This window comes from Georgenia sp. M64 (assembly GCF_038049925.1).
GTDB lineage: Bacteria > Actinomycetota > Actinomycetes > Actinomycetales > Actinomycetaceae > Georgenia.
Genome location: NZ_CP145809.1, coordinates 1,567,003 through 1,580,064, shown reverse-complemented (window position 1 = coordinate 1,580,064; position 13,062 = coordinate 1,567,003). Strand labels below are relative to the sequence as shown.

At 71.2% G+C, this 13,062-nt stretch carries 15 protein-coding genes; all 15 read left to right on the top strand.

All coding sequences use genetic code 11. The annotated features are described in order from the left end of the window. Nucleotides 1–357: 357 nt before the first annotated feature. The 15 genes from AAEM63_RS07125 (at nucleotide 358) to AAEM63_RS07055 (ending at nucleotide 13,052) form a co-directional block, all read left to right on the top strand. Nucleotides 358–1,638, top strand: coding sequence for an IS256 family transposase (locus AAEM63_RS07125; protein ID WP_341358468.1), 1,281 nt, complete (start codon nucleotides 358–360; stop codon nucleotides 1,636–1,638). Nucleotides 1,639–1,710: 72 nt separating this feature from the next. After that, complete coding sequence (locus AAEM63_RS07120; protein WP_341360877.1) at nucleotides 1,711–2,049, top strand: hypothetical protein; 339 nt, start codon at nucleotides 1,711–1,713, stop codon at nucleotides 2,047–2,049. Between the two features lie 9 nt (nucleotides 2,050–2,058). Then, nucleotides 2,059–2,391: a hypothetical protein gene (locus AAEM63_RS07115; RefSeq protein WP_123918954.1), complete on the top strand. Its 333-nt coding sequence runs from the start codon at nucleotides 2,059–2,061 to the stop codon at nucleotides 2,389–2,391. Between the two features lie 187 nt (nucleotides 2,392–2,578). Beyond that, nucleotides 2,579–3,046 (top strand): hypothetical protein, encoded by a 468-nt coding sequence (locus AAEM63_RS07110; RefSeq protein ID WP_341360876.1) that lies wholly within the window; start codon nucleotides 2,579–2,581, stop codon nucleotides 3,044–3,046. A 26-nt stretch (nucleotides 3,047–3,072) separates the two neighbouring features. Then, a complete protein-coding gene (locus tag AAEM63_RS07105; protein ID WP_229730361.1) occupies nucleotides 3,073–3,978 on the top strand; it encodes a bifunctional DNA primase/polymerase in 906 nt (301 codons plus the stop codon). Nucleotides 3,979–3,983: 5 nt separating this feature from the next. Further along, on the top strand, nucleotides 3,984–4,703 hold the full coding sequence (locus AAEM63_RS07100; RefSeq protein WP_282072119.1) for a helix-turn-helix domain-containing protein: 720 nt from the start codon (nucleotides 3,984–3,986) through the stop codon (nucleotides 4,701–4,703). Continuing rightward, the gene (locus AAEM63_RS07095; RefSeq protein ID WP_341360875.1) at nucleotides 4,700–5,110 is read left to right on the top strand and encodes a hypothetical protein; all 411 of its coding nucleotides are present in this window, start codon (nucleotides 4,700–4,702) and stop codon (nucleotides 5,108–5,110) included. Before AAEM63_RS07100 ends, AAEM63_RS07095 begins: the two co-directional genes overlap by 4 nt. A 94-nt stretch (nucleotides 5,111–5,204) precedes the next feature. Then, entirely contained in the window at nucleotides 5,205–6,128 is a 924-nt protein-coding gene (locus AAEM63_RS07090) for a hypothetical protein (RefSeq protein ID WP_114116239.1), read from the top strand. Next, a complete protein-coding gene (locus AAEM63_RS07085) occupies nucleotides 6,125–7,135 on the top strand; it encodes a ParB N-terminal domain-containing protein (RefSeq protein WP_114116238.1) in 1,011 nt (336 codons plus the stop codon). The genes AAEM63_RS07090 and AAEM63_RS07085 overlap by 4 nt, the downstream gene beginning before the upstream one ends. 46 nt (nucleotides 7,136–7,181) lie before the next feature. Beyond that, nucleotides 7,182–7,871, top strand: a complete 690-nt coding sequence (locus AAEM63_RS07080) for a hypothetical protein (protein ID WP_114116237.1) — start codon at nucleotides 7,182–7,184, stop codon at nucleotides 7,869–7,871. 66 nt (nucleotides 7,872–7,937) lie between these two features. After that, nucleotides 7,938–9,542 (top strand): M23 family metallopeptidase, encoded by a 1,605-nt coding sequence (locus AAEM63_RS07075; protein ID WP_187346593.1) that lies wholly within the window; start codon nucleotides 7,938–7,940, stop codon nucleotides 9,540–9,542. Then, on the top strand, nucleotides 9,542–9,808 hold the full coding sequence (locus tag AAEM63_RS07070; RefSeq protein WP_114116235.1) for a DUF6112 family protein: 267 nt from the start codon (nucleotides 9,542–9,544) through the stop codon (nucleotides 9,806–9,808). Before AAEM63_RS07075 ends, AAEM63_RS07070 begins: the two co-directional genes overlap by 1 nt. 88 nt (nucleotides 9,809–9,896) lie before the next feature. Next, nucleotides 9,897–10,166, top strand: coding sequence for a DUF6112 family protein (locus tag AAEM63_RS07065; protein ID WP_007926521.1), 270 nt, complete (start codon nucleotides 9,897–9,899; stop codon nucleotides 10,164–10,166). A gap of 30 nt (nucleotides 10,167–10,196) precedes the next feature. After that, nucleotides 10,197–11,576 (top strand): conjugal transfer protein TrbL, encoded by a 1,380-nt coding sequence (locus tag AAEM63_RS07060; protein ID WP_114116234.1) that lies wholly within the window; start codon nucleotides 10,197–10,199, stop codon nucleotides 11,574–11,576. 6 nt (nucleotides 11,577–11,582) lie between these two features. Continuing rightward, nucleotides 11,583–13,052: an SCO6880 family protein gene (locus tag AAEM63_RS07055; protein WP_268777299.1), complete on the top strand. Its 1,470-nt coding sequence runs from the start codon at nucleotides 11,583–11,585 to the stop codon at nucleotides 13,050–13,052. Nucleotides 13,053–13,062: the final 10 nt, after the last annotated feature.

Here is a 13,062-nt window from a genome sequence, read left to right as displayed (position 1 = left end):
GTATCGGCGTAGCCGTAGCAGCACCGGCTGCAGCCGGACCGGTCCAGGCAACCCTCGTCCAACCCGGTGCCCCAGCGTCCGAGGACCTCTACTGGTCCACTGCACCGGAAGCCGGGCAGCCATCTCACGCGATGCCCGAGTTCAGCATCAACGCAACGTGGGCTGCATGCGGCGTATCTGACGCGAGCACGAAGTTGGTGCGCACCTTCACTGGGTAAGTCCCATCGAGTGGTGTAACTGGCCTGGTGGCCCCTCGGGCCCTTCGGGACACGGCGGTCGTGTCGGTCCTACACATGGAGGGGCCACCGCGTGAGGCTCTGCGAGAACGACCAAGAACTCGTAGAGAGGCATCACACGATGGCCAAGAACCAGTCTGCCCTGCTTGCCCTGCTCGACACACTTCTGCACGCCGAGGAGGGTGAGGTGATGCGCCGGCTGCTCGGCTCGGCGCTGCAGGACCTGATCGACGCCGAGGCGAGCGCGCACATCGGCGCCCAGCCGCACGAGCGCACGCCAGAGCGCACGACCCGGCGCAACGGCACCCGCGAGAAGCTCGTCTCGACCGCGACCGGGGACATCACGGTGAAGATCCCCAAGACCCGCACCGGGTCGTTCTTCCCCTCCCTGCTCGCCCCGCGCCGGCGGGTCGACCGGGCCCTGCACGCGGTGATCTGCGAGGCCTACGTCCACGGGGTGAGCACGAGGAAGGTCGACGACCTCGTCACCGCCCTGGGCATCGAGTCCGGGATCTCCAAGTCCGAGGTCTCGAGGATCTGCGCCGCCCTGGACGAGGAGGTGGCCACCTGGCGGGACCGGCCGTTGGACCACACCTGGTTCCCCTACGTCTTCCTCGACGCCACGCACTGCAAGGTCAGGATCGGCGGGCGGGTGGTCACCCAGGCGGTGGTCATCGCCACCGGGGTCACGATCGACGGGCGCCGGGAGATCCTCGGCCACGCGGTCGGTGACAGCGAGACCGAGGCGTTCTGGGCCGAGTTCCTCCGCTCCCTGCGCGACCGGGGCCTGGCCGTGACCACCGAGGCCTCCCCGGCCGGGGTCCAGCTCGTCATCTCCGACGCCCACCGCGGCCTGACGAACGCGATCGCCACCGTGCTGCCCGGAGCCGCGTGGCAGCGGTGCCGGGTCCACTTCATGCGCAACGTGCTGGCCAGGGTCACCCGGGGCAACGCCGAGATGGTCGCCGCGACCATCCGCACCATCTTCGCCCAGCCCGGCGCGAAGGCGGTGCGCGAGCAGGTCGACGCCGTCGCCGACATGCTCGCCGGCCGCTTCCCCGCCGTGGCGGACATGCTCCTCGGCGCCAAGGCCGACATCACCGCCTTCGCCGACTTCCCCGAGGCCCATTGGACCAAGATCTGGTCCAACAACCCCATCGAACGGCTCAACCGCGAGGTCAAGCGCCGCACCGACGTCGTCGGGATCTTCCCCAACGTCCCCGCCCTGGACCGCCTCGTCGGCGCGGTCCTGATCGAGGCCCACGACGAGTGGCAGGCCGCCGACCGCCGCTACCTCTCCGAGGCCTCCATGACCAAGCTGCACCCGACCGCACCCACCGCGATCACCACCGGCCGACACACCGACGAGGAGGTCGACGCGCCCGCCCTGAAGACGGCATAGTCAAACCCAGCAGAGCCGCTCACGCAGCCGGCTCAGTTACACCACACCACGGGGCTCTATCCCTTCACTCGGGTGGCTTGGCAAAGCGTGCCGGCAGGAAAGGCCTACCTGAAGTGCGGGTCGGACGCGTGGGGCTACCGGCACATTCAAAAAAATCACCAGGCGCACTGGGAAGCGATCGCCGTGTACGACGGGGTGAACTGGCGAACGGCCGCAGACTGGGCAATCGCCGAGACGTTGTTGTACCCCGCGTCGGCCACCTACGTGAGCTCGAACGACACCTACTACTACAAGCGGCAGATCCAGCTCAGAGACAAGTCGACGGGGAAGGTTGTCGCGGTCAAGTATGTGAACGTCATCGTCGCCCGAGCGACACAGAACATCATCACCGCCTACCCGTCGAGTTCCTGAGAGGTCCAAGTGGAGGAAGCACCGTTCGACGCGTTCGTGAAGCAACTGCGCAAGGGGGGCACCGTCGTTGCCGCCTCCCGCAGTGAGGGCACGGTCACCGTCGCATCGCTCGAGTCTGTGGAACTGCCCGAGCCCCTGGAGCTCGATGTCCCAGAGGCCGAGGTGGCTGCGGCCATCTCGATGCTCTCGGACGATGACCGGGAGAACCTCTGGCCGGACGCGTCGCCGCAGATGGCCGGCATCTACTACATCCTCGTGGGCCTCCAGGAGACAGTGCAGACCGCAGAACCGGTGCCGCGCAGGGCATCGTTACGGAACGGCCGCTTTGTAGTCACCAGGTGAGCGAGCATCGGGGGTTCGCGTCATCCAGGCGTGAACCCCCGAACCCCCTACCAGCGTTCGGGAGACGGTAGTTTGTCTCGGTTGCGCTAGCGGCGGTGGAGTTCGACATCCGCCCTTCCACATGCCGCACCAAGGCTCCCGTGCTGCGTGAGAACGACCTCGGGATCGGTTCGCACACCTAACCCGCATGACATTAGTTTCCCCTGCGGCCTCTCAGCGCTGGTGCAGAAAAGAGCTGGGTCACGTCCGGATGCACGGGCCGAACCAGCAGGAGGCCCGCCGGCATCGCGGGACCGGTGAGGTCGAGGCCGAGTCGGTGGCGTTGATGATCGCTGCCGCGCATGGCATGGACACCAGCGACTACACGGTCCCCTATGTGGCGGGGTGGGCGGCGAACGTGGACGGCAAGGACCCGGTTCAGGTCATCCGCGACACCGGCGAGAAGGTCCGGCGCACCGCGACCGAGGTTCTGGGCCAGCTCGATACGATCCAGCTCGGCAACGGCAACCCGACCTCGCTGCGCATCGACACCCCCGAACGCTCCGGACCCGCACACTCTGGACCAGAACGGGCACCGGAGCGGGCGCCGCGGGTGGAGCCGCTGCCCGAGCGTGAGCCGCGGAGGGTGCAGGCGGCGCCGGGGCCGGTGCTGTGATGGTCGCCCCCGGAACCCTCGCCGCCGTGTTCGACCGGCTCGACGGTCTGCCGTTGTCGGTCGCGGCGCGCGAGTTGGCACGGGCCGGGGTGCCGGTGTTCCCGTGCGTGCCGGGTGAGAAGACGCCCCTCGTCTCGTCCGGTTTCCGGCGCGCGACGACCGACGCGCGGCGCGTGCAGGGGTGGTGGCGGTGGCAGCCGGAGGCGAACATCGGCATCCCGACCGGCGCCGTCTCAGGTCTGGTTGTGATCGATGTGGACGTGCACGGTGTCGATGGGTACGCGGCGTATGCGCGGGCGGCTCGGGCGGGTCTGATCCCGGCGCCATTGGCGACGGTGACCACGCCCACCGGGGGTCAGCATGCCTACTTCCCGGCTGTCTCGGGGCGGGTGCAGCGGTCGTGGGTGGTCGGCAAGGCCGGCGTGGATTGCCGCGGGGACGGCGGCTACGTCATCGCCCCGCCCTCGACGCTGCGACTGGACGGTACTTCGGTCTCGTACCGGGTCGAGCAAGTGGCCACCGGTGTGGTCGCCCCGGTGGATGCGGTGCGGCTACGCGACTTCCTCGATCCGCCACCGCCACGCCGCCCATTGCGGCAAGGTGGGCAGGCGTCGGGACGGGAAGACGCGGACCGGCTGGCGGCGTGGCTGTCCCGGCAGGTCAAGGGCGATCGGAACTACAAGCTGTTCTGGGCCGCGTGCCGCCTGGCTGAGGGGAACGTGCCGGTCTCCGAGGCTCTAGATGCGCTGGTGCGTGCCGAGCAGCCCGACTTCGCCGAGCGGGAGATCACCCGCACCGTCTACAGCGCCTACCGCAGCGTCAACGCGGGAGCCGCCCGCCGAGAACGCTCCGCCTCGGCGAGCCCGCCAGCGGGCGGGCTCGCTCGACGTGATCCCGGGTCACGGGCGAGCGCGGTGAGGGGCCTGGGGTGAACAGGGTGCGGGGGCAGCGCTGGGCGGTGGTCACATCCGTTGCCGGGACGGTGTTCATCGCGGCCGGGGCGTTCTGGCTGTCGTTCACCGCGTTGGCGGACTTGGCCCGCCGCTCCGGGATCGGTGCGGGGCAGGCGTGGGCGTGGCCACTGATCGTCGATGGCGTGATCGTGGTGTCCACAGTCGCCGTGGTGGCGCTCGCCGGTGAGAAGGCGGCCTGGTATCCGTGGACGCTGCTGATCGGCGGCGCGGCGGTCTCGGTGACGGCGAACTCCCTGCACGCGGTCGTCGCCGCGGACGCCGACGTGCCCGGCCCGCTCGCGGCCGCCGTCGCCGCGGTGCCGCCCGTGGTGCTGCTGGCGATCACCCATCTGACCGTCGTCCTGACCCGAGCCGGCGCCCGTCCCGCCGACCCGCCAGAGACAGCGGGCGAGGTGCCGCCCGCCACGGCCACCGTGCCAGGCATCGAGCCCGCACCGGCCGCACCCCCGCCTGCCACGCCCGGCCCCGTCGAGGCGGGTGAAGACGCGGGTTCGGATCGTCGGGCGCAGGCGGCGCAGCTACGGGAGCGGGAGTGGTCGAACAAGGCCATCGCCCGGCACCTGGGAGTGCATCCCTCGACGGTCGGCCGGTGGCTGCCCCGCCCCGAGCGTCCCGACGCGCACCACAGCGATGAGGCCGGCCCGCCCGGGTCCGAGCCCGTAAGGGAAGGAGTCACGTCATGAACGACCAGGACCAGACGAACCCGGTCGAGCAGTACCGCCGGCATCGCGTGCCGGACGACGCCCCGCAGACACAGACCGCGCCGGCCGAGGATGCGGAGGCGACGGGAACGCCGGACGCGATCAGGGACGCCGCGTCCCGCCGGGCCGCGAAGGAGAAGCTGGCGCAGGTACGGGGCCGGGGCGTGGACTGGGTGCGCCCGACCGATCTGTTCGCCCGTGCCGGCGGGGCGCTGTCGCGCGGCGGCGTCGACCTCGCCGCCGCGGGGAGCCGCCGGCTGCGCGCTCCGATCGAGAAGGGCGCGCAGTGGGCGGGCGAACGGGCCCGGCATCTGCCGCCGTTGTCGGCGTTCGGGCGTCGCGGCGGCACGGACCATGCCCAGGCGCGGTCCGGGGTCGGGATGCGGTAGCCGGGAGCGGTGGTCAGTGGTGGACGCCTGGCTGGCGGAGGTCAGACCCGCAGGGACCTGCGGGCGCACCTGCCCGCCAGGAGGTGCCCCGACCATGACTGACGACACCACAACCACCGGCACGACCAACGCGACGAGCAGCGGCGAGCGGGCGGAGGACTACCGCAGCAGCGAAGGGCTGCGCGCACTGCTGCACCGGCTCCACGCCGCGGGGCGTGGAGCGTGGGAGCAGGACCCGGTGGCGGGCGAGCTGATGGCGTTCGCGGCCGAGAAGTACGCGGCCCTGGCGCACAAGCACCGGCTCGACCCGTGGGAGGCCGCGTCGGCGGCGTTCGACGTGATGCGCAGCAAGGCCGCCCGCACCGCGGATGACCCGTGGGCGGTGGTCACCCACGCGGTGCGGATCACCTGCATCGCCGAGGAACGCGGCCAAGGGCTGCTGTGCTCGACCCACCAGGCGCGTCGGCCCCGCTACTCGGTGTTCCACGACCCCGAACGGCTCTCCGACCGGGAGAACCCACTGGACGACTACCACCCCGCCTTCCAGATCACCGATCCGCATGACACCACCGGGCACGGCGAGGAACACGATGACGACGCGGGGCGGGACGGGTCGGAACCGACCTCGGCGACCGCGGCGGTCGCGGATGCGATCACCCTGCTGGTGCTGCTGGGCTGGCCGGCGGGGACCGCGCGGGCGGCGGTGGAGCATGTCTGCGGGGCGCTGACCCGGGTCGGGAACCGGCACACCGCCTACGAGACGCTGCGGCGCGACAAGCACGCCCGCGCGTTGCTCGACATGCCGGGCCGGACCTGGGCGGTGCTGCTGCGTGCGCTGCTGGGCAGCCCCGCGGCGGAGCTCGCGGCGACCGGCGCCGGACGGGGCATCCTGCTGCGGCTGCTGATCGGTGAGACGCTGCCGGTGCTGCTGCGCGACGACGACCTCGTGCTCACCCTGTCGCTGGCGGCACCCGGCACGAACACGCGCGGCACCGACACGTCGCGAGGCGCCCGATGAACACCCCGGACGGGCGGATCGAGCTGGAGCGGACGGTGGACTCCATCACCGTCGGGCGCCGGCACCGCACCGACCTGGGCGACCTCGACGCTCTGGCGGCGTCGATCGAGCGGGACGGCCTGTTGCAGCCGCCGACGATCACCCCGGACGGGACGCTGGTGTGCGGGGCGCGGCGGCTCGCGGCGATCAAGCAGCTCGGGCACCGCCGCGTCAGCGTGTGGGTGCGTTCGGGCATCTCGGACCGGCTCGGGCATCTGCTCGCTGAACAGGACGACAACCAGCTCCACAAGTCCCTCACCCCGATCGAGGCCGCCGGGCTGTACCGGGAGATCAAGGAACTCATCGCCGAGGACGCCGCCCGCAGGAAGGCGGCCACCCAGTTCCAGGACGGCCACGAGCCCGGGAAGCATGGTCCCGCCGATTCGGCGGGACCACCAGCACCCGGCCCGCTCGGTGATGCCCGCGCGCAGGCAGCACGGATGGTGACCGGCTCGTCGTCCTACACGCGGCTGGAGCAGATCGGGTTCCTGCAACGCCTGACCGGCGACCCCGCCGTCTCTGAGGAGCTGCGCGGCCAGGCCCGTGACGGGCTGGCGCGGATCGAGGCCGGCGCGCCGGTCAATCCGATCTTCCAGCGTCTCCGGGACGCACACGCCGACACCGGTGCCGAGCGGGACCGGCGGCTGCACGAGCTGGCCGACGAAGCGCTCGCCCGCGTCCACACCACCCGGCGCGGAAAGGCTCCGAAACGGGCCGCATCCGGGGCGCGACCCGCTGACGGGGACGAGGGGCCGACGCGGTTCTCGGTACGCGCGTTCGTGCTGACCTGGGGCGAGCTGGACGCGTGGTGGACGCACTACGACGTGGACGAGCTGGCGACCGACCTGACCGACGAGCAGATCGAGGCGTTCTTCGCCGCCGTCGAAGGCACGATGGCCTTCGCTGACCGGCTCCGCACCGCCCGCACCGCGACCCAGCCCGACCAGCCGCTGCTACGCGCCCTCTGAACTACCCCGGGTCCCGGCGTGTCGTGGGTGGGCGCACCTGGCGGGTATGAAGACGAATCTCGCGTCCTGGTCCCGTGGCCGGCTGATCGCCGTGATCGCCGCCGGGATCGTGCTGCTGCTCCTGGTCGGTATCGGCGTCTACGGGCTCATCACCGGCCCACGACCACCCCGTGACGACGCACCCGCACCGGCACCGACCGTCACCGTGCCCGGCGAGACCGGCCCGGAGGCGCCAGGGCCGCCGCTAGTGTTGCCCTCTCACGACCCGGATCAGTTCGCCCGCAACGTCGCGGAGGCGCTGTTCGGGTGGGACACCGGCTCGGGGCTGATGCCGCTGGACTACTCCGCGGGAATCTTGGAGGTCGGCGACCCCTCCGGCGCCGAGCAGGCCGGACTCGCCTCGGACATCGCCGCCTACCTGCCCTCCCGGGAGGCGTGGATCGAGCTGCGCCAGTACGCCACCACCCAGCGCCTGGTCATCGACCGCTCGTTCGTACCGGAGGCATGGGATCAGGCGGTCGAGCAAGCCCAGCCCGGGCAGCTCCCTCCTGGTGCCACCGCGGTCACGATCGAGGGCACCCGCCACCGCGCGGGCGTCTGGAACGGCGAACCGGTCACGGCTGAGCAGTCGGTGTCGTTCACGGTGTTCCTGGCCTGCCCGCCGCCGACACCGCAGTTGCGCACCGGCCTGTGTCATGTACTGCGCCTGTCCCAGCTCGACAACCCACTCCGATAGCCGCCGGGTCCTACCGTGTTGACGAAGCTCACCGCCGCCGTCCTCGCGCTGCTGCTGCTCGGCCCCATGCTGGGGCTGGTCGGCATCGGCGTGCTGATGAATCCCGCCGCCGCGAACTGCGCGACCCCCGGCGGGTCCGTCACCGTCGGGGCCGTCCCGGAGTCGCTGACGGTCACGACCGCCAACGGTGAGACGTTCACGCTGAACCGGCAGCAACTCACGCACGCGGCCACGATCATCACGATCGGCGGCGGGATCGAGGGCGTCGGCCGACCCGGCATCACGATCGCGCTGATGGCCGCGCTGACCGAGAGCACGCTGCGGCAGTTGGCGAACACCGGCGCCTACCCCGACAGCGGGAACTACCCCAACGACGGCAACGGCTCGGATCACGACTCGCTCGGTCTGTTCCAGATGCGACCGCAATCCGGGTGGGGCACCGTCGCGGAGCTGATGGACCCGACCTACCAGGCGCGGGCGTTCTTCGGCGGCCCGGACGGCCCGAACTACCCGAGCCCGCGGGGGCTGCTGGACATCCCGGGCTGGCAGCACATGGACCCCGGCGAAGCCGCCCAAGCCGTCGAAGTCAGCGCCTACCCGGACCGCTACCGCAACTACCAGCCAGTCGCCGACGCGATCCTCGATGCCCTCACTGGCGCCGCCAGCGACGGAACCGGCGCATCCGGCTCGGCCGGTCCGGCGGGGTCCGTGGTCGCGGCGGCTCCGGTGGCACAGTCCGCGCGGGTAGTGTTCCCGCTGCCGGAGGGAACCTGGGTGCTCACCAGCGAGTTCGGGCCACGAGTCCACCCGATCACCGGAGAGTCGTCGTTCCACACCGGCACCGACCTCGCCGCCCCCGACGGCACCCCGATCCTCGCCGCCGCGGACGGCACCGTGACCGTCGCGGAGTTCTCCGGCGGCTACGGCGGGCTGATCGTCATCGAGCATCAGATCGACGGCCAGACGGTGGCGACCGCCTACGCCCACATGTGGGAATCCGGCCTCCACGCCTCAGCCGGTGACCGGGTCGTCGCCGGGCAGCACATCGGCGATGTCGGCAGCTACGGCAACTCCACCGGACCGCATCTACACTTCGAGGTCCGCCCCGGCGGCACCCACGGCGAGGCCGTCGACGCCGCCGCCTGGCTCAACGCGCACAACGCCGCCGACCTGCCCGAAGCCGCAGTCGGCGCCCCGACCAGCTGTGACACCCCCGGCGGCACCGCGGGCGAACCCGCCCCGGTCGACGGCGACCCCGACCGGCTCGTGGACGACCCCACCAGCGACGGGCAGATCACCGCCCGGGTGGCACACCTCGTGGCCCAAGCCCGCGCCGGGTTCCCCGACACCGGCTGGGCCTGCTACTCGCCCCGGCCCGGCACCACCTCCGAGCACCCGCTGGGACGCGCCTGCGACATCACCTTCGGCAACCGGATCGGGACCTATCCCACCCCCACGCAACTCGAGGACGGCTGGCGGGTGACGAACTGGATGAAGGACCACGCCGAGACCCTGGGCGTGGAGTACCTAATCTGGCAGGGCCGCATCTGGTCGATCGCCCGCGATGGCGAAGGCTGGCGCGACTACGACGGCGGCGGAAGCCACGACCCCGGTGACGTGACCGGCGGACACTTCGACCACCTCCACGTCACCGTCAAGGCCGGTGCGTGATGGACGTGTTCCCCGACTTCGACGGCCTGGCCGGGATCGGTGACCTGGAACAGGTGATCGGTGCGCTGCTCACGATCGTGCTCGTCGTCGCGGTGCTGATGATCGTCGTCTCGGCGATCTGCTGGGCGCTGGGCGCTTCGCACGGCAACCACTCGCTGGCCTCCAAAGGCCGGGTCGGGGTGCTTGTCGGGGTCGGTGCCGCCGTGCTCGCCGGTGCCGGGGTGGCGTGGGTGAACTGGCTGATCGTCCTCGGCCGCCAGCTCTGACCCCCGCGCGACGGCAGCACGCGCTCAGGGTGTGACTGGCTCACCTCGCCGCTGAACCAGCCATCCGCTCAGCGAGGGAGTAACCGCCGTGATCGACATCGACCCCAACAGCTCCGGCCTGCCCGGCATCGAACAGCTCCGCGCCATCGTCGGCGCGGTGATGACGGTCGGCCTCATCCTGTCCGTCTTGGCGCTGATCGTGTCCGCGATCGTGTGGGCCTACGGCGCCAACAGCTCCAATCCGCACCTGTCCGGGCGGGGGAAGCTCGGCGTGCTGATCTCCTGCGGTGCCGCGGTGATCTGCGGTGCGGCGGTGACGCTCGTGAACTTCTTCTGGGACGTCGGTCAGGCCGTCTGAGGCCGGCCCGGACACGACAGGAGGTTCACGATGGGTGTCTGCGATGTGCCGGTCATCTCGTCGGTGTGCGATGTGGCCGGGGAAGCTGCTGCGACGGTCGTGGCGGCCCCGTTCGACTGGCTCGCCCAGGCGATGGGCGGCGCGGCCGGCTGGCTGATCGAGGCGATGTGGGCGGTGTTCGACACGACCACCCTGGTCGATGTCCAGACCGATGGGTTCACCAGCGTCTACAACCTGATCTTCGGCATCGGCGTGTTCCTGGTGCTGATCTTCTTCTGCCTGCAACTCATCACCGGGCTCATCAAGCGTGATCCGACCGCCCTGTCCCGGGCCGCGCTCGGCGCGGCGAAATCGGTGCTCGGCGCGTTCGTTGTGGTCACGCTGACCGCGCTCGCGCTGGAGATCGTGGACCAGCTCTGCATCGGCATCATCCAGGCGTCCGGGGAGACCACCGAGACGATGGGCGACAAGATCATCCTGCTCGCCGCCGGCCTGACCGGCATCAACATCGCCGCTCCCGGCGTCGGCGCGATCGTCACGATCTTCCTGGCCGGGCTGATGATCGCCGCGGTCTTCATCGTCTGGTTCTCACTGCTGATCCGCAAGGCGCTGCTGCTGGTCGGGGTCGTGCTCGCGCCGATCGCGTTCGCCGGCGCCTCGTGGGATGCCACCAAGGGGTGGATCGGCAAGTGGGCCGCGTTCGTGATCGCGCTGATCGTGTCCAAGCTCGTGCTCGTGGTGATCTTCCTGCTGGCGATCACCCAGATCGCCACCCCCATCGAGGCGGACATCACCGCGGTCACCGAGCCGATCACCGGGATCGTGCTGATGGGAATCGCGGCCTTCGCCCCGTACATGGTCTACCGGTTCGTGTCGTTCATCGGCTTCGACCTCTACCAGCAGATGGGCACCGAGCAGGAAGCCAAGAACGCCCTGAACCGTCCCCTCCCGCTGCCCTCCAAGACCCCCGGCGGCGGCGAGCCGAAGAAGGTTCTCGATGACCCCCAGGGCGGCGACCCGGGAGGCGGGAAGGGGGCTGGCGGCGGACCAGGCGGCACCCCGCCGCCGCGCACCCCGGCACCGGCCGCAGCCAGCGGCACCGGCAGCGCTGGCACCGCAGGCGCCGGAGCCAGCGCAGGGTCCGGTGCGGCGGCAGGAGCGGGGGCCAGTGCTGCGGCGGCGGGTCCGGCAGCGGCAGTGGTCGTCGGAGCGCAGGTCGTCAAGGGCGCGGCCGAAGCCGGCCCGAAGGCCGGCAAAGCAGTCGCCGGACAGGCCGAGACCGCCGCCAGCGGCGCCGACGGCCAAGCGGGTAGCGGCCAGACCGCGCCGTCGAAGACACCGCCCCCGCCGTCTGCGCCCCAGCCGCGAACCCCGGCACCGTCCCAGCCGCCGCAGACCGGAAAGGAGTGATCGGCCATGCCCACCACGACAGATCAGAAGGTTCCGGGCAGTGAACTGACGCCGGTGAAGTTCTCCCGCCTCACCCGCCGGGGCGTGCTGCTGGGGCTCTCAGTCTCACAGCTCATCACCCTCGGCATCGGCGGGCTGGCCGTACTGACGGCGTTCTACGGCGGAGCCGGGATGCTGCTGGCCTACACCGCCCCGATCTGGCTGCTCGCCGCGGTGCTGACCTGGGTGCCCGTCGCCGGGCGGCCGATGGTCGAATGGCTGCCCGTCGCCTGCTGGTGGCTGTGGCGCTCCACCGGCGGGCAACTGCTGTACCGCCGGCGGATCGTCACCCCGCGCCCGGTCGGGAACCTCGCCATGCCCGGCGACATGGCCCGGCTGCGCGAGCATCTGGACCCCGAGACCGGGGCATGCATGATCCACGACCCCCGCCAGTCCACCCTCACCGTGGTCTGCGAAGTCACCCATCCCGCGTTCGTGCTGCTCGACCCCGGCGAGCAGGAACGCCGGGTCACCTCCTGGGGGCGGGTGCTCGCCACAGTCTGCCGATCCGGGCGGATCGCGACCCTGCAAGTCTTGGAGCGGACGCTGCCGGACTCCGGGACCGGACTGGCCGAATGGTGGGCCGAGCACGGCACCGCCGACGACTCCTGGGCCGCGACCACCTACACCGAGCTGATCGAACGAGCCGGTCCCGCCGGGGAACGGCACGCCACCACGATCAGCCTCTCACTGGACATGAAGACCGCAGCCCGGCAGATCAGGACCGCCGGCGGCGGCATCCGCGGCGCCGCCGCGGTCCTGCGCCAAGAGATGGCGACCCTGACCGCCGCGCTGCGGTCGGCCGACCTGACCCCGGTCGGGTGGCTCGGCCCCGGCCAGGTCGCGGTGATCCTGCGCTCGGCCTACGACCCGGCCGTCGCCGCCACGCTGGAGCGGCACGGGAAGCTCGGGCAAGACCTCGCCACCGCCGGCCCGGTCGCGGTCACCGAGACCTGGGGCAGCCTGCGCACCGACTCGGCCTGGCACACCGTCCTGTGGGTCGCCGAATGGCCCCGGAGCATGGTCTACCCGGGCTTCCTCGCCCCCGTACTGCTGTCCACCGGCATCCAACGCTCCGTCTCACTGCTCTACACCCCGATGCGATCGGACCAGGCCGCCCGCGACATCCGCAAGAAGAAGGTCGAACACCTCTCCGATGCCGCCCAGCGCGCACGGATGGGACAGATCGAGGACGCCGCCCAAACCGCCGAGTACCACGACGTGCTCCAACAGGAAGCCGACCTCACCGCCGGACACGGCGTGCTCCGCGTCTCCGGCCTCATCAGCATCACCGCGCCCACCCTCGATGACCTGGAAGCCGCAGTCGCCGCGATCGAGCAGTCCGCGATCCAAGCCTCCTGCGAGACCCGCCGGCTCATCGGCCAGCAAGCCGCAGCGTTCACCGCGGCGGCGCTCCCGCTGTGCCGCACGGTGTAGCTACAGGTGA

Bases quoted from the DNA above. Each gene is read 5' to 3' on its own strand.
- AAEM63_RS07095 (WP_341360875.1), top strand. From the start codon at position 4,700: ATGAACGACCAGGACCAGACGAACCCGGTCGAGCAGTACCGCCGGCAT.
- AAEM63_RS07060 (WP_114116234.1), top strand. From the start codon at position 10,197: ATGGGTGTCTGCGATGTGCCGGTCATCTCGTCGGTGTGCGATGTGGCC.
- AAEM63_RS07055 (WP_268777299.1), top strand. From the start codon at position 11,583: ATGCCCACCACGACAGATCAGAAGGTTCCGGGCAGTGAACTGACGCCG.
- AAEM63_RS07075 (WP_187346593.1), top strand. From the start codon at position 7,938: ATGCTGGGGCTGGTCGGCATCGGCGTGCTGATGAATCCCGCCGCCGCG.
- AAEM63_RS07080 (WP_114116237.1), top strand. From the start codon at position 7,182: ATGAAGACGAATCTCGCGTCCTGGTCCCGTGGCCGGCTGATCGCCGTG.
- AAEM63_RS07110 (WP_341360876.1), top strand. From the start codon at position 2,579: ATGACATTAGTTTCCCCTGCGGCCTCTCAGCGCTGGTGCAGAAAAGAG.
- AAEM63_RS07090 (WP_114116239.1), top strand. From the start codon at position 5,205: ATGACTGACGACACCACAACCACCGGCACGACCAACGCGACGAGCAGC.
- AAEM63_RS07070 (WP_114116235.1), top strand. From the start codon at position 9,542: ATGGACGTGTTCCCCGACTTCGACGGCCTGGCCGGGATCGGTGACCTG.
- AAEM63_RS07085 (WP_114116238.1), top strand. From the start codon at position 6,125: ATGAACACCCCGGACGGGCGGATCGAGCTGGAGCGGACGGTGGACTCC.
- AAEM63_RS07125 (WP_341358468.1), top strand. From the start codon at position 358: ATGGCCAAGAACCAGTCTGCCCTGCTTGCCCTGCTCGACACACTTCTG.